Annotated in this window: 16 protein-coding genes and 3 pseudogenes; 3 read left to right on the top strand and 16 right to left on the bottom strand. The window is 30.7% G+C overall.

What is annotated here, in order from left to right:
• Position 1: 1 nt before the first annotated feature.
• The 11 genes and pseudogenes from U860_RS0113965 to yqeK all read right to left on the bottom strand — a co-directional run bounded on the left by U860_RS0113965 (position 2) and on the right by yqeK (position 9,484).
• The gene (locus tag U860_RS0113965; protein WP_025149012.1) at positions 2 to 517 is read right to left on the bottom strand and encodes a hypothetical protein; all 516 of its coding nucleotides are present in this window, start codon (positions 515 to 517) and stop codon (positions 2 to 4) included.
• Entirely contained in the window at positions 514 to 819 is a 306-nt protein-coding gene (locus U860_RS0113960; protein ID WP_327909238.1) for a PadR family transcriptional regulator, read from the bottom strand. The genes U860_RS0113965 and U860_RS0113960 overlap by 4 nt, the downstream gene beginning before the upstream one ends.
• 556 nt (positions 820 to 1,375) lie before the next feature.
• Complete coding sequence (locus tag U860_RS0113955) at positions 1,376 to 4,546, bottom strand: ATP-binding cassette domain-containing protein (RefSeq protein ID WP_025149010.1); 3,171 nt, start codon at positions 4,544 to 4,546, stop codon at positions 1,376 to 1,378.
• Positions 4,547 to 4,622: 76 nt separating this feature from the next.
• Entirely contained in the window at positions 4,623 to 5,105 is a 483-nt protein-coding gene (locus U860_RS0113950; protein WP_025149009.1) for an SRPBCC family protein, read from the bottom strand.
• Positions 5,106 to 5,203: 98 nt separating this feature from the next.
• Positions 5,204 to 5,941, bottom strand: coding sequence for a hypothetical protein (locus tag U860_RS0113945; RefSeq protein ID WP_025149008.1), 738 nt, complete (start codon positions 5,939 to 5,941; stop codon positions 5,204 to 5,206).
• Between the two features lie 53 nt (positions 5,942 to 5,994).
• The gene (locus U860_RS0113940; RefSeq protein ID WP_025149007.1) at positions 5,995 to 6,843 is read right to left on the bottom strand and encodes a GNAT family N-acetyltransferase; all 849 of its coding nucleotides are present in this window, start codon (positions 6,841 to 6,843) and stop codon (positions 5,995 to 5,997) included.
• A gap of 27 nt (positions 6,844 to 6,870) precedes the next feature.
• Positions 6,871 to 7,611 carry a class I SAM-dependent methyltransferase gene (locus U860_RS0113935; protein WP_025149006.1) on the bottom strand — a complete coding sequence of 247 codons (741 nt, stop codon included), beginning with the start codon at positions 7,609 to 7,611 and terminating at the stop codon, positions 6,871 to 6,873.
• A gap of 14 nt (positions 7,612 to 7,625) precedes the next feature.
• A pseudogene (locus U860_RS35120) lies at positions 7,626 to 7,706 on the bottom strand (NADH-flavin reductase); the annotation flags it as partial.
• A gap of 36 nt (positions 7,707 to 7,742) precedes the next feature.
• Positions 7,743 to 8,453 (bottom strand): 5'-methylthioadenosine/S-adenosylhomocysteine nucleosidase, encoded by a 711-nt coding sequence (gene mtnN / locus U860_RS0113930; RefSeq protein ID WP_025149005.1) that lies wholly within the window; start codon positions 8,451 to 8,453, stop codon positions 7,743 to 7,745.
• Between the two features lie 18 nt (positions 8,454 to 8,471).
• Positions 8,472 to 8,963: pseudogene (locus U860_RS35115) on the bottom strand (DUF3885 domain-containing protein); the annotation flags it as partial.
• Entirely contained in the window at positions 8,930 to 9,484 is a 555-nt protein-coding gene (gene yqeK, locus U860_RS31515) for a bis(5'-nucleosyl)-tetraphosphatase (symmetrical) YqeK (protein WP_025149003.1), read from the bottom strand. The pseudogene U860_RS35115 and the gene yqeK, both read right to left, overlap by 34 nt.
• 198 nt (positions 9,485 to 9,682) lie before the next feature.
• Between yqeK and U860_RS0113915 the strand changes: the two genes are divergently transcribed.
• The 3 genes from U860_RS0113915 (at position 9,683) to U860_RS0113905 (ending at position 12,723) form a co-directional block, all read left to right on the top strand.
• A complete protein-coding gene (locus U860_RS0113915; protein WP_002172052.1) occupies positions 9,683 to 10,378 on the top strand; it encodes a response regulator transcription factor in 696 nt (231 codons plus the stop codon).
• Positions 10,368 to 11,525, top strand: coding sequence for a HAMP domain-containing sensor histidine kinase (locus U860_RS0113910; RefSeq protein WP_025149002.1), 1,158 nt, complete (start codon positions 10,368 to 10,370; stop codon positions 11,523 to 11,525). The genes U860_RS0113915 and U860_RS0113910 overlap by 11 nt, the downstream gene beginning before the upstream one ends.
• 181 nt (positions 11,526 to 11,706) lie before the next feature.
• Positions 11,707 to 12,723: a D-alanyl-D-alanine carboxypeptidase family protein gene (locus tag U860_RS0113905; protein ID WP_025149001.1), complete on the top strand. Its 1,017-nt coding sequence runs from the start codon at positions 11,707 to 11,709 to the stop codon at positions 12,721 to 12,723.
• A gap of 54 nt (positions 12,724 to 12,777) precedes the next feature.
• On the opposite strand, the gene U860_RS0113900 is transcribed toward U860_RS0113905, so the two are convergent.
• The 5 genes and pseudogenes from U860_RS0113900 to U860_RS0113880 all read right to left on the bottom strand — a co-directional run.
• Positions 12,778 to 13,236 carry a DinB family protein gene (locus U860_RS0113900; RefSeq protein WP_025149000.1) on the bottom strand — a complete coding sequence of 153 codons (459 nt, stop codon included), beginning with the start codon at positions 13,234 to 13,236 and terminating at the stop codon, positions 12,778 to 12,780.
• A complete protein-coding gene (locus tag U860_RS0113895) occupies positions 13,214 to 13,978 on the bottom strand; it encodes an alpha/beta fold hydrolase (protein ID WP_025148999.1) in 765 nt (254 codons plus the stop codon). Before U860_RS0113895 ends, U860_RS0113900 begins: the two co-directional genes overlap by 23 nt.
• Positions 13,971 to 14,531: an AAA family ATPase gene (locus U860_RS0113890; protein WP_025148998.1), complete on the bottom strand. Its 561-nt coding sequence runs from the start codon at positions 14,529 to 14,531 to the stop codon at positions 13,971 to 13,973. The genes U860_RS0113895 and U860_RS0113890 overlap by 8 nt, the downstream gene beginning before the upstream one ends.
• A gap of 60 nt (positions 14,532 to 14,591) precedes the next feature.
• The gene (locus U860_RS0113885) at positions 14,592 to 15,119 is read right to left on the bottom strand and encodes a GNAT family protein (RefSeq protein WP_025148997.1); all 528 of its coding nucleotides are present in this window, start codon (positions 15,117 to 15,119) and stop codon (positions 14,592 to 14,594) included.
• A gap of 91 nt (positions 15,120 to 15,210) precedes the next feature.
• Positions 15,211 to 15,467: pseudogene (locus U860_RS0113880) on the bottom strand (hypothetical protein); the annotation flags it as partial.

Below are 15,467 nucleotides of genomic sequence, written 5' to 3'. Positions count from 1 at the left end.
TTTAACTTACTTCAGATAACTTTCTTTTTTTATAAACTACTAAGATTATAGATATTAATAAAGAAATCGATAAACTAATCATTATTAATATAGAATTCCACCATTGATTCTCTGCTATTCGATATAAAAGATTAAAATTAAATGAATTTTCACTATGAGTTGTATTAAATGATTCAGTTAAAAATATTGAAAGTGTAGTTTGTGAAATGAGGTAAGTAATAACTGCGATGAATATACCACTTAAAATCAATGTACTAGATTTTTTATTTACATTTTGAAGTTGTTTCATTTTTACACGCAAATCGATTTTATTTATTTCAAAATAATCTTGAACAAATAATTGAGGCGTTCCTAGGTCATCTATACTTTCCTCACCATGTTCACGACATTCTTGAATATGCTCTAATATTTGTTGTTTAATATTTCCCCTTTCTTCTAAACTTATATCGTATCGCTTCAATTCCTCAAGTACTTCAGTTAAAAATTGCTGTTCCTTAGCGGTTATTTCATTCCTCATTTCAAAAGGTCTCCTTTCAAACCACTTTTTAATAAAGTTTTAATATCAGATTGCAACTCTAACCACTCATTAATTTTCTTCTCAAGACGTATTTTTCCGTTTTCATTAATTTCGTAATAAATCCTAACTTTGCCGCTGTCTGTTACTTCTTGATAAGTATTAACCCACTTTTGATTTTTCAACTTAGTTAAAATTGGATAAATACTTCCTACTCCTTTCAATTTTAAATTGTGTACTTCAAGCTCTTTCATAATTTCATAACCATAACTTTTCTTTTTAGACAAAATAGACAATACACACATTTCCAAATGACCTTTAATTAAACTTGTTCTATCCATAGGATAAATTTAACAGAAATATATACTTCATTCAAGTATATATTTCTGTTAAATTTTAAAATTCAGAAAAAAAGAATGCAATTACTAAAAAAGTAGCACATTTAATTATGTTGCTTTACTCCAAAAAAATTTCCATATTCTTTTTACCATACATCCCAAATTATTATTTGTCATCCAGAAAAAGCATTTTTATACAATAATTATTATATAATAAATAATTATTATTAAAACATTAACACTTCATCTCACCGATATAGGATTTAATAAAACTTAGAAAGAACAGATCTAATCATATATACCAATTTGTTGTTTCCTTCAGCTTATAATTTGTTAATTTGCGAATAATTTATTTAAGTGATACAAGTATATTTCCCCTAATCTTTTATCTATCTGGATAAACATTTTTAAACCAACAAGCTCTTATTCAAAATAAAAACTCATTTGCAGATTATTGCAAATGAGTTTTCTATCCTTAACTGACAGCTAGCTTTTTATTAGAACTTGATTTAATAATTTCAAACTAATTATTTTGTTCAAGACATTCATAAACCGCCATCATTTCTCGTTTATTCAACTCACGAATTCGATTAAATATTAGAATGTCTGCAACATCCTCCGTTCGTAAGCTTTCATCCACAACATAACTTACTTTTCCAGTTAACCATGTTTGCACGTCTATGCCATCAACAATTTCTTTACGCCCTTCATCATTGATACCACTTGCATGACAAGTTACACATGGAATTGTTAATTTAAATACACCATCATGTAGATTATCTTCTGTTATTACTTTCTTACCTTTACAGAATGGACATGGGTTACTTTTTTTTATTTTATTAATTTGGGTAACTAATTTTTTGTATCCAAAAGCTTCATAGACATATGTTAGCTTTTTATATTTCCCATTTGTGAAATACTTTTCTATAATATCTTCTCTTGTTTCATCGATATTTTCGAAATCACATATAGTTACTCTATTTTTATTGCTGATTGATTCGATATTATGTTTAATTTTTTCCCAGAATGGTAAGACATTTTGTAATACCATTTCATAGTTTGAGAAGCTCGCTTGTTCCAACTCAAACATTTTCAGTGCAACTTGTGTTTTTCTAGGTAGTAACGAAACATCTTCGGTTAAAACCATATCGTCACCCACAATGGATTTCAATTTAACGAGTACAGGTAAATCGCCTACTAATTTTAAAACTTTGTTAAGCGGCTGATTGATAATTTCACGGATATCTGCATTTTCAAATTTCAGCTGTTTACGGTGGTTTAAAGCCGTCCCGTCACAAATTGGGCATGCGATCATTTCTTTAGAAGCTTTAATATCTTCTTTAATAGGTGCTTTTGAAATAACAATATATCCACCAATAATCGTATTAAATCCTACCCATGTTCTACGTGTTTTTCCTTTCTTATCATAAAATGACTTTTCAAAATACCCGTACCAAAATGTATGTTTTTCTTCATCAGACATATCATTATAACTTTTCGTCAAATCATGTCCAAGCTCATTTTTAATTTCTTCAAATAAAAACTCTACTTTTTCATATTGATAAAATTTTAAAACTTTCATTATTTCTGGATAGAATAAACCATCCCAAAATGGAACGTTTTTATCTTGGATTACAGTCTCTTTATCAAAGATATCAATTTTAAGTCGTCCTGAGCATGATGGACAATAATTATCTTGAGAATAGAAATCGAAGCTTTTCGTATCTTTATTAGTTGGATGTGCAGCCACAATATGATTGATCAATCCACCAATTTCATATAGGAAGCTATACTGACTATATAAATGTCTTTCAAGATCAATAGCGACAACAGGTGCAATTATATCAGATTCGTATTCGCCGTAAATTAATCGTGCCATTGAAGATAAACTTTTTAAAATGCCACCCTTATAGATGTTTTCTGCATTTTTAAAATAACCAATATGATTTTCTTCTAAATATTTAATTCCATTTTGTTGATTAAGTGTAGAAGGAATTTGCAATGGAGCAACTTTCTCAACATCATTTTTTTGACGATAATACTCATCATGTTTCACAACATCAAGGTACTCTACAGATTCAAGCTGTCTTTTACCAAAATCAACGATAAAATCAGAGCTTTCAAGCATATAACCATTATGTTCAATCATTATGATTGAGACTGAATCATCTTGTAAAATACCTCTAACACTATCAATAAATTGATTTAAAATATTTTGTGATAAACCTTTTGAAGGCTCGTCAAAAATAAATAGTGTATGTGGGTTTCTTGAGTTCGCAAAAAGCTCTGAAACTAAATGAACACATTGAAACTCACCAGTTGATAAAGTTTGTGTTTTTCTTTCTAATGTCAAATAGCCAAGTCCAAGTTTGATTAATAGACTCAAGCGTTTATAAGCGATATCTTCATTTGGAAGTTCATCAATAATATCTTCAATCGAACGCTCAAAAATATCATCGATATCTTCACTATATTTCGTAAGTTTCTTTTTAATATCAAGAAAAGTTGCAACAGTTGATCGACTTGTAATTGATTGGTTTCGATCTTGACCTACCATAACTAGTTTATCTTTTAGATATCGTTTCAAGAAATCTTTAGCTATACATTCATTGACAAGTGTAGATTTACCACAACCGGATTCACCCGTAACAGTTACTAGTCTATTTTTAGGAATCTGAAACTCAGCCATTTGAATATTACGGCAATATAAATCACGGAATGCATAATATTCTGTTGGCATTTCCTGATTACGTTCCCAATGTATTGGCTCTGGCCTTGGTGATTCTTCAACAATTTTCCCGCCATATTTCCCGCTACCTGGTCCAAAGAACAATTGTTCATCAGTTGTATCAAGCACTGTATCTGAATGATCAATGAGCCAAATTTGATTCTTACATCCTAATTGTTTAATCTCTTCTAATATCTTCAATAGTGTTTGATGATCAAGCCCTACTGAGATTTCATCAATAATTATTACTGTATTTTCACTTACTGCCATAAATTCAGCCAAGTAAAGTCGTGTTAATTCTCCACCTGACAGTGTACCCATTATTCGATTTAATGTTAAGTAACCAATATTCATATTGACAATGTTTTGAAGAATATGCTGTTTCGCTTCACTAATATTTAAAACCACTGCTAACGAAAGAATAGATTCAATGCTTAAATCATTAATATCGGAAATAGTATGTGGATTATCAAACAATTCAATTGTATATTGTTCAACCTCTTGACTATATCGTTTGCCCTCACATTTTTTACACTCAATATTTTTAGTAGTACCGCGTCCTTTACAACCAGGACACCAACCTAACGGATTATTAAATGAAAAGACCTCTGGAGAAAGATCAAATTTTCCAGCAAGCCTCTCACGAATCTCTTTAAATACGCCCGTATGGGTACCAATTGTAGAACGTGGATTGGAAGAAATCGATGATTTACCTAGAAAAAGTACTAAAGGCATTTCTTCCATTTTAATAGCACTAAAATTTGTTTTCATAATATTAGGAAATAAATATTGATATTCAGCTTTTGGCAATAACGAAACAAGACGCTTCTTGGATTCTTCACCAATTGTTTGACAAAAAGTTGTTTTACCAGATCCAGATAAACCAGCAATTCCAAACGATTTATTTACTGGTATTTCTGCGTCTAATTTTTTTATATTGTTCGCAATTAATTGATTTACTTTCATATTAACCTCTATTCCTATCGTTTTTAAAAACCACTTTTATAAGATAATAATTACACAATAAATTCGAATTGCATAATCAATACCCTTTCAATTCATCGATCTTCACCTTATATTTATTAAACCAATATTCCCACTCATCTTTTGAAAACTCTTTTTCTTCCCCTTCTAAAACAGAAGAAAAAAGGTCAAAACAAATATGCCATCCTGCTATATCTTTCGGTGTATGATCTGTTAATTCATGAATAAATTCTTTAAGTAGTAAAAGGCATCCATTTTCTTTTTTATGTATTTCAAATCGGACACGATCTTTACCCCATGTGAATTCTAGTACTAAATTTATTTGACATTCTAAAATATCAATGTTTATAAATGTGCCATCCATCATATCAAACTTTATAATTCCACCTGTACTAAGGTCTTCTATTTGCAAATTAGACATCCACTTTTTTAAATTATTATTATCTGTTAATACAGACCAAACTTCTTCTATCGTATATGGAAAATGACGATCAAATTGTACTACGTATTCATTACTTTGTTTATTTATTACAGCTAACATTATTAATTAACCTCCTTTTCACCAAAACGAATGTACGTTCTGTATTTATTTTACATGATTTCATTTGAAAAAGAAATCTCTATTACACTTCAATTAATTTAAGAAGTTTTTGTTAGCTCCAAAATTGATTGACTTATTATATACGAGAGCTCTAATCTAATTGACCATGATTTTATTGGATCAATAATATTGTCTTGATTAAGTTTGTTCACATATTTTAAACCGTCCACTGCTACGTAATCAATATTAAAATCTGTAAAAGTGTTTATAATCATCGGCCATTCTCCATCAGTCATTCTGCATTTAGAATGTTTTATTATGTAATCTATTGCTCGTTTTGATAACACACATGAACCAGCCGTAATATCTACTTCTTTACCTAATTGTAATGACATAATTTTATTTGATACTGTTTCTGTAACTTGCCATTCCTCAGGGTGGGTATGAAAAGCTGCCTCCGTTCTTCCGATGATTAAATAATCTACATCCACTATATTCTGGATGAAAGCATAATGCTCCTCTGGATATTCTGTAATCCAAGTTAGTAAACGATCAAAATCACAATAGTGATAGTAATCATGATCATAGTTACCAACAAATCCTAGAGAATCTCTTCGGGCATTCCCTACTCCTGATTTTTCGACTATATTTATATGAAAATTACATTCCTCTAGTTCTTTTACAATCTCTCTTGGAGTTACATTACTGATTGTTATATATTTTTGGTCATAATTTAAATTTAGCAATTCCTCTTTTAGTTCTTTTATAGTAGGTAACAAGCCCCCTGATGGATCATGGGTAATACATGTTAATGCTACTTGTTTTACAGATTCCATAATATATTCTCCTCCTGACAAAATAAAAAGCAGTAAGAATTATTCTTCTGCTTTTATAATAAATGGTACATTTCATATTGTGCTAAAGAGTTTTTTTCAAATCCACATTTCTTCAAATACCCCTGAAGTGAGCTATTATTAGGAAACCCAATTGATAAACTTGATAATTTCAATTCTTCACGTGCGACTTGTAATAATCTCGTCGCTATACCAATATTTCTACATTCCTTGGCTACGAATATAAAGCTAATTTTACCTTGTTCATTTATACATACAGTACCTTTTAAATCATTATCAACATATGCACTGTAATATGTATTATTTGTTTTTTCGATATAATCAATATCATTTTGCCAATTTATATGGAAGTTAAGCCATTTCTGAATTTCAACTTTAAATTTTTGAAATTTCAATTGTTTTATTTCAATATTTTTAAAGTCTTTATTAGTTATTATAGTAAAATCATTTAAACTATAATAAGAAAGGTCATACACTTTTTCATAACCTAATTTATTATAAAAATTAATTGCTCGATCGTTACCTACAATGACTTCAAGAAAAAGTTGCTTACATTCATTTTGAATCGCCTCTTCTTTATGAAGTTCAAATAACTTTTGACTAATACCAACGCCGCGATAATTTGGATGTACAGCTAACGTTCCGCAGCGCATTGTTTTTATACTTTCGTAAATCTTTATACCACCAAGTATTACCCCAACAGATTTATCATCATCTAAAGCAAGAAAGGAGTGCTTCAGTGAATTCCCTTCTGGTCCAAAAAACCTTTTTATAAAATCTTCTTTTGAAACATCCATTTTAATAATATAATCTGAAAATCCGTCCTTAAAAGCTTCATATACTAAATCTATACTTACTTCACTACATCTTTTGTATTGAATCATATAAGTATAATCCTCCGCTATGACTTGTTATATACTACATTCAAACACATGAAATGAATTCCCTTCACCATATCCATCCTTTATTTCATGAACAACAATTTGACTAAATCCATTAGTAATTAGTATATTTTCAAATTCTTTTAAATTATATAGTCTTATGGGAAAATCCATAATCTCAGTTTCTACTATTTTCTCATCTTGAATGACTTCATATTTCAGTTTAATATTTAGAAGTTTTTGCGCCTCATCATATGATACTTTTCTATACTCAACAATTAATTCATTGTTAATTTCTTTTCTATTTGTCTCTATCCAATCTAGAATTTGTTCTGTTTCATTTCCACCTTGTACAACAGTAAGAAGTAATTTTCCATCTTCTTTTAAGTTATTTTTCATATTTTGAAGACTAATATCTACTAAATTATTTGGTAAAAGAGAGAATGATCCAATAGGAATCATAATAAGATCGTATTTGTTATCACTATGGAATTTTTCTATTCTTCCTTGTAACACAACCGGTTTTAAGTTTAGTTTTTCTGCTTTATCTTTGCACACCTTAAGCATATCTGTCGAAATATCAAATCCTTCTATATTCACACCATTTTGCATAAAAGGAATTAACATTCTACCATTTCCGCACATCGGTTCTAACACTGTCATGTTTTTGTCTTTTGCAAAAGAAAGATAAAAATCCAATTCTTTTCCACTCGCAATTGATTTGTCACTTTCATAAATCTTTGTACAAAGTTCACCATAATACGTAAGCACTTGTAATTCACCTCTTAATTTGAAATACGTGGACATTTCCCTACATATTTCTCACTATTTATTTGTTTTATAACAAACGGTGCAATATCCCCATTATTTTATTTGTAGCTTCCATCACTATACTCCTCTTATTATCCATTGTTTACTACAGTAATTTCATAAACACGTAAAAAAGCAATTAAATGCTCACATGCCCGTTCACATGCTAACATTTTAAAAATCTTTTGTTCTTCTTTCGTTTTGTCATTCGCTTGATCTGAAGCAGCTTTTAAACATAAAAATGGTTTTTTATTTACATGACACACATAAGCGAATGCTGCCACTTCTTGATCAACGGCTAAAGCTCCGTATACAGTATGCAGTAAATATCTCATTTCTGAACTACGAATACGCTGATCCCCTGACAAAAAAGTACCAAAATGAACTGGGTCATACGAACGCAATTTCTTCATTCGTTTTACGAGCAATTTAGTTGTTTCAATAGGTGCTGTTCTACCATCATATAGATTAAAAATATCTTCTCCTGAACCAGCCGCAGTAACATCGTGCTGTAAAGTATTAAGAGCTACAACGATGTGCCCATTTTTCACTTTATCTGATAAGCTTCCGCAAATTCCTGTCATAAATAACTGGTCTGGTTTGAATTCGCTTATTAATAGTTGCACACAACTAGCACAACTTACTTTACCGACGCCAGTTACGACTGAAATCACTTCTAATTCATTAATAAAATGAAAATGAAACTCCCAAGCTGCTCTCTTTTCTACACGCTCACTTGGATAATGTTGATGCAAATACGTAAGTTCTGGTTCCCATGCAGATACAATTGCAATACGTTTCATTACATACTTCACTTCCTCCTATTTTCGTCTAAATAAATCATTTATACTTTCTCGTTCATAATCTAGAATCCACTCTTTATATTTCTCATATAAATCCCGTGTCATTTCTTTATTCTTCGTAATTACTCCACATCCTCTATCATCATAAATAAACATGACAATATCTTTCGTTGTGTTTATGAGAAATACATCCGGATAAGAAATTTCTTTCTTACGCCCAAAACGTGGATAAAGCCCTGGAAAATCTTCATGATTAGCAGCTTTAATTAGTGGTACAGGTTTTATATCCTCCGCAAGGCATTTTAAAGAAAATTGATATGTACAATACAAGTCAGCTTCTTCATCTTCAAATAGAAAAGGTAATGTTTCTTGTCTTATATGGAACTTCAAATCCATATTCTTAATAAATCGGTTGTATACATTTATTTTCTGCGGGTTTTTTATATTTTCCTTTTTAAATCGATAAACATTTGTCACTAAAAGCAGTGTATCTTTTCTTTCCCATAAATATGAGATATATGCGGAAGCAGCATGTTCCAATGATTTTTCCAGTCCATTTTCACTTTTAATATGTATGGTGGCGTTCCTTTTTGATCCCATTCAATTTTATCCGCAATAAACAGTATTAAATCCATCTTCGTTGCATTTTTACGTAAAGTAGTGTGGCAACTAATTGCATTCAATACTTCTTCGTCTTCCACTTTAAATACCTCTTTCGCGATTAATCTCGATAGTTTTTGATGAATGATCATCGGGAATTTTCGTTCTTCTTGTAAAATTTCTATTCCAAATTCTTCAGCAACTGCTATCCGCTCCTCATTCGGAAAGATTGCGCTAATGTCATGTAAATATGCTGCAATAGCTACTTTTTCTTCGTTTTCATGAAACATTTCTGCAATTTTTCGTGCTTCATTTGCTACACGAATAGAGTGTTTATATGTAATTTCTTTATTATATTTTAATAGAAATGAATTTATATCGTTTTCTATTTTTCCAGTTGGAGTAAATGTATATATTTCATTATATAGCACGTTAATATCCTCCTGATTACTATTTTTCAATATAATGTGAAATTTAAATAACCCTTCTATTTTATATTCGTTATAAATGTTTTTATACCTTTTTAATACGTTACATGAAATTTTATATGGAATCTTTACTACAAAACACATGAATGTTTGATATTATAGTAATGTTGATTAATTGTAAGGAAAGGAATTAACTATATAATGAATAAGAACATATTAATAATTGATGACGATAAAGAAATTGTAGAATTGCTTGCAGTTTATTTGCGAAATGAAGGTTACAACATCTATAAAGCTTATGATGGTGATGAAGCATTACAAATGGTCTCTACATATGAAGTTGACCTTATGATTTTAGATATTATGATGCCAAAACGAAACGGATTAGAAGTTTGCCAGGAGGTAAGAGAAAATAATACTGTACCTATTCTTATGCTTAGTGCCAAAGCTGAAGATATGGATAAAATATTGGGCCTAATGACCGGTGCAGATGATTATATGATCAAACCGTTTAATCCACTAGAATTAGTCGCTAGAGTGAAAGCTTTGTTACGAAGATCCTCTTTCCAAAACGCCTCTACACAAAGGAAAGAAGACGGCAACATTCGTATTCGCACAGTTGAAATACATAAACATAATCATACTGTTAAGGTAAATGGTGAATATATTAAACTCACATCTATTGAATTTGATATTTTATATTTACTTGCAAGTAATACGGGAAGAGTATTTAGTTCTGAAGAAATATTTGAACGCGTTTGGAATGAAGATGGTTATGGTTCTAATAAAACAGTAATGGTACACATTAGTAATTTACGAGATAAACTTGAAACTGTAATGAATGGAGATAAATTTATTCATACTGTTTGGGGAGTGGGCTATAAAATTGAGAAATGAAGCATTTGATATTCTGAAAGATGTTCCAAAATGGAAAATAATTTTTTGGCTCTCATTGGCTATTACACTAACACCTATTACCGAATTAATTATATATCGCCTCGTTACAAGTGTAATTGATAGTTCACTTACTCTAAGTGAACTTGGCAAAGAATTTATTAGAATCTTTGGGTATGAAAAATATAAAGGATTAAAGGAATCTTTATGGATGATGATCGTTTCTTATTTGTTTTTATTTTCCATTTTCACATCCTACCTTTACGTTTTTTATCGTCACGAAAAGAAGCTTTACTATGAAACTTGTATAAAAAAAATGATTGCGGAAATTCGTTATATTGCGAGCGGACACTTTAATCATAAAGTATCGATTGTACATCATAATTATTTAGAAGAGTTAGCTACTGGGGTCAATCAAATTGTTGAACAGTTAAAAGTGTCAATTGATGAAGAAAGACAGGCAGAGCAAGCAAAAAGCGAACTTATTACAAATGTATCACATGACTTACGAACTCCCCTTACATCTATAGTTGGATATGTGAATTTAATCCAGCATGATAATTATAGGGACGAAGTGGAATTACGTCATTATATACAAGTCATTTACGATAAAGTAACTCGTCTAAACACATTAATGAATGATTTGTTTGAATATACACGTGTTCAAAATAAAGAGTTAAGTTTAAATTCTGTTCCCATTGATATTGTAGAACTACTTGGGCAATTAACTGTCCAATTCCGGATACAGCTCCAAGAAGCAAATATTGAATGTCGCCCATCTTTCCCATCGCAAAAGCTAATGGTACAAGCTGATGGAGATAAATTAGTACGTGTGTTTGAAAATCTAATCATAAATGCTATTACTTATGGAAATGATGGAGATCATATAGACATTACAACTTATGAAAGCAATAGTATGATTGCAATTGATATTACAAATTACGGGCAACCTATTCCAAGTACTGATTTACCTCATATTTTTGAACGTTTTTATCGCGTAGAGAAATCACGTTCAACAAACACAGGCGGATCTGGGCTCGGATTAGCAATTGCGAAAAGTATTGTCGAACTGCATAAAGGAACAATTGAAGTATATAGTGATGATAAAAAGACAACTTTCACTGTAAAATTACTTCCATATAAAAGTTAATACTACATCTTTTAAGGTTCAATTTCTTATATGATAAGAAATTGAACCTTTTATTTTCCATCAATATCCAAAATTTAATAATTCCTTAAAATTCTTTAGAAATTCTTTACCTTTTCTTTCTTCCTATTTAAGCATTCCTACTTACAATAATGTTATTGATGTAATTGAAGGAGGATCGCGTATGCAATTCTTTAAGAAAATAGCAATTTTATTTTTATCTTTTCTTATCACAGCAATTATTGTTTTATATTTTTATTTATATGTTAATGGTCCAATTATCCAGGCTAAATCAGCCATTTTAATAGATGCTAATTCAGGTGAAGTTGTTTATAAAAAAAATGAAAGAACTCCTATTCAGTCACCCACTTTAACTAAACTAATGACAGAGTATATCGTATTGGAACAACTTCATGACGGCAAAATACAATTAGATGAATCTGTGAAAATAAGTAACGAAGTTTTTCAAACAGAAACAAGTCCCATACAAGTAACATCGAGGGATAAAACAACCGTTCGTGACTTACTTCATGCATTGCTTTTAACAGGAAATAATCGATCTGCACTTGCACTAGCAGAACACATTGCTGGAAATGAGGATAATTTTACAACGTTAATGAATGAAAAAGCAAAACAGCTAAAGGTATCACAACAATCTCCATTTTTAAATTCTACTGGAATAAATAACGAGAATAATAAACAATCGATTACAACAGCAATAGACGCAGCTGAAATAACAGCGCAATTAATAAAAGATTATCCAGATGTATTAAATATTACTAAACTAACCTCTTACCAATTTACCTTCAAAAATTTCCAAGTTTTCAACACAAATAAAATGATTTATTCCCTTGATGAAAACATTAAATTCAAAGGTGTTGATGGCTTACAAACAAGTTTTTCAACTAACGGTAATTATAGTTTTGTCGGCACAGCAAAACAAGGAGATACAAGGTTTATTTCTATAGTTTTAGACGCTAATGAAGAAAACACGGCTTTTGTTGAAACAAAAAAATTACTTCAATACGGTTTTGAACCTTCCTCCTATTCTGCACTACAAGCTTTCAAAGACGCTGTTACATCTTGGACAATATTGCTTCAGTTTAAAAATTTAATTATACAAACGATTATGATCTTTTTCATCATTACAATTTTAATGTTTTTACATATACGTCAAAAAAAATCAGAGGATTTCAACTAAAAGTTCTCTTTTATATAAAAAAGCCGACTTGCATTTAGCAAGTCGGTTCTAAATCTATAATCCCCTTCCAATTAAATTTGCTGAAACGGGCTGAAGGTTTAACTCTCTTGCCCATACAGATATTTGCCCTATATGATGAATCTCATGTACAATTACATGTCGTAAAACTTCTCCGTATGTATATGTTTTGTCTGTCCATGAAGCTTTTAATATTTTACATTCTAAATCAACAGACCATACTTGCAAAAACTCTTCTAATTCACGTCGATATAAATCAGATAATGCTTTCACTTTTTGGATTGATTGATAATCTTTAAACTGCGGTACTCTATCTTCATTTCCTTGAGGAGCACTAATCCAGCTATACTCTACATCTACAATATGAAATAGTGTTTCTAAAATACTCCCTACACCACCAACACGTTTGCGAAGCAATTCTTCCTCAGTAAGTTGCTCACACCACTTAAACCAATCCTCTCTTACTTGCCAGTTATACCGAAATAAAACTAGCACATTTATCACTCTCCATATCTATTATCCACTTTACAGCATCTATTACATAATGTGGCTCATCTTTTTGAATATGGTGACCACTATTTTCTGCAATTATAAATTTATTATTGGTTGATAATTGTAATAATTCTTCTTGCAATTGTAACCATTTCATTTGTGCATCTTGCGAATAAAAAGCTTTTTTACCAGCAGCTAACACGACAAGTGGAATATCTCTCATTGACTTACAATGTTTACCTGCTTCACCTAAACTATACATGAACTCTTCGTATGGGCTTTCATATATAAATTGCTTATAGTAAGCTTCTTGAAATTCAGAAGACATTATTGGCAAAAAATCCTCTTTATAATTTTCTGGTGTCGAATCAACTAAAACTACTCCCATCGTATCTTCAGGATAAAAAGCCGTAAATAAACGTACATTTATCCCCCCAAAGGAATGTCCTACAAAAATATAGGGTGGCTTAAGTTGTGATTGCTTTAAGCAATCTCTTAATTCTTTTACCATTTCAGAACTAATACGTTGCTTGGAACTCTTCCCACTTTTCCCTAATCCAGCTCGATCATATGTAAGTACCGTCCCATATTCAGTCAGCCCTTCCGCAATATGATCCCATGCCTTTGAATAATCACCATAACCTGCTTCCATTATAATAACAGGCTGCAGCTTCTCTCCTTGGAATATTTTCGTATATATTTTAAAGTCATCAACTTTTACATATTCCTCTATACACTTAACCATTCACAATCACTTCTCTTCGATTAAGTTCCTCTACTATTCGATCAATTATTTCACTTACAGATAATGATCCATCTAAAACGATATCCGAATTTGGCTTAACAGTATTACTTGCCTCTACATAAGCTTTTCTCGCATGCGTTATATAATGATTCAAATCTTTATGCAGTTCAATAATTGGTTCATCTTTAAAGTCCCTTATAATCCGTCTAGCCATCGCAATATCTAAAGGAGTGTCAACATAAATAGTTACATCAATTAAATCCCGCATGCTACTATTTAAGTAGGCAAACGGATAATCTACAATAATATAGTCTATATTACTATTTTGTCGGAGTTGCTGAATATCAGTAATCAATGGTGTTAGTACCCATTCATCATAATCGGCCCCATCATCTATCCATTTACAAATGTCTGCCGGGCAGTTATTAAACTTATAACTATCAAAATATAGAGCCTTTGAATTTTTTAACTCCCGAGCTAATCTTTCTGTAATTGTTGTTTTCCCACCCCCTGAAACAGCTGCAATTGTAATTATCTTTGTTTTCCCGTTCATAATTTTCCCACCAAACCCTTTTCATCATTGTTAACATAATATAATTATAAAAAACTATTGTTATTTATTGTTCCATTCATATTCTAACATACTCATTTCCCATAAATTCCAATACGTATCTCCTACTTTTCTAGCATCTCTTAATAACCCTTCTTTTACAAATCCCATTTTTTCATAACATGTAATGGCTGAAGTATTAAAATCAAAAACGCCAAGTGTAACTCGATGCAGTTTTAATTCATTAAAAGCAATATATATTACAGCCTTCATCATTTGCTTCCCTATAGAACGTCCTCTCATATTTGTATCACCGACTAATACTTTTCCAATTCTAGCAGACTTATTTACATTGTCTATTTGTCCAAGCGAAATGTGCCCAATAACGTTTTTAGTTTCTTCATCTATTACTTTAAAAGCGAGCGTATTTGCATTCTCACAATTAGCACTTTCGATATATCTGTTTAATTGCTGTTCATTTAATGGATATGTAAATGCATTTCCTGACCATTGTATTAAAAATTCTTTGGAATCGATCCAATTTATTAATTGGTTAAAATCATTTCTTGTAAAGTTTTCTAGTTTAATCATTCCTATTCTCCTTTCGTACACCCTTCTATATACCCTCAAACTTATTTCTATATAAAAAATATATTTCCTCTTGTATAAAATAAAAAGCCATTCACAAGAATGGCTTTACATAAATAAAGCATAAATATGCTTTATTCGCTACGTCAACACCATTTAAATCAAACTCCGCAGTATCAGTTGTAGCAGGTGGTAAAATTGCTTCAATTTTACATACAGAAATAATTACTGCAACTGAACCAGGTATAGCAGCAAGTTTCACAACATCACAAGTTACCGAAGAAAAAGTACCTACATAAGTACGTCCTTCTGTATTAATTGCAAAGCGAGAAAAATATAAAAACTGACCTC

Origin of the sequence: Bacillus sp. H1a, assembly GCF_000633475.1 — a bacterium.
Classification (GTDB): Bacteria; Bacillota; Bacilli; order Bacillales; family Bacillaceae_G; genus Bacillus_A; species Bacillus_A paramycoides.
The sequence above is the reverse complement of the archived record's forward strand: the minus strand, read 5'-3'. Positions and strand labels throughout refer to the sequence as shown.

Coding starts and splice junctions, on each gene's coding strand:
- U860_RS0113965 (WP_025149012.1), bottom strand. CDS start 517: ATGAGGAATGAAATAACCGCTAAGGAACAGCAATTTTTAACTGAAGTA.
- U860_RS0113915 (WP_002172052.1), top strand. CDS start 9,683: ATGAATAAGAACATATTAATAATTGATGACGATAAAGAAATTGTAGAA.
- U860_RS0113895 (WP_025148999.1), bottom strand. CDS start 13,978: ATGGTTAAGTGTATAGAGGAATATGTAAAAGTTGATGACTTTAAAATA.
- U860_RS0113960 (WP_327909238.1), bottom strand. CDS start 819: ATGTGTGTATTGTCTATTTTGTCTAAAAAGAAAAGTTATGGTTATGAA.
- U860_RS0113945 (WP_025149008.1), bottom strand. CDS start 5,941: ATGGAATCTGTAAAACAAGTAGCATTAACATGTATTACCCATGATCCA.
- U860_RS0113890 (WP_025148998.1), bottom strand. CDS start 14,531: ATGAACGGGAAAACAAAGATAATTACAATTGCAGCTGTTTCAGGGGGT.
- U860_RS0113950 (WP_025149009.1), bottom strand. CDS start 5,105: ATGTTAGCTGTAATAAATAAACAAAGTAATGAATACGTAGTACAATTT.
- U860_RS0113955 (WP_025149010.1), bottom strand. CDS start 4,546: ATGAAAGTAAATCAATTAATTGCGAACAATATAAAAAAATTAGACGCA.
- U860_RS0113940 (WP_025149007.1), bottom strand. CDS start 6,843: ATGATTCAATACAAAAGATGTAGTGAAGTAAGTATAGATTTAGTATAT.
- U860_RS0113885 (WP_025148997.1), bottom strand. CDS start 15,119: ATGATTAAACTAGAAAACTTTACAAGAAATGATTTTAACCAATTAATA.
- U860_RS0113905 (WP_025149001.1), top strand. CDS start 11,707: ATGCAATTCTTTAAGAAAATAGCAATTTTATTTTTATCTTTTCTTATC.
- mtnN (WP_025149005.1), bottom strand. CDS start 8,453: ATGAAACGTATTGCAATTGTATCTGCATGGGAACCAGAACTTACGTAT.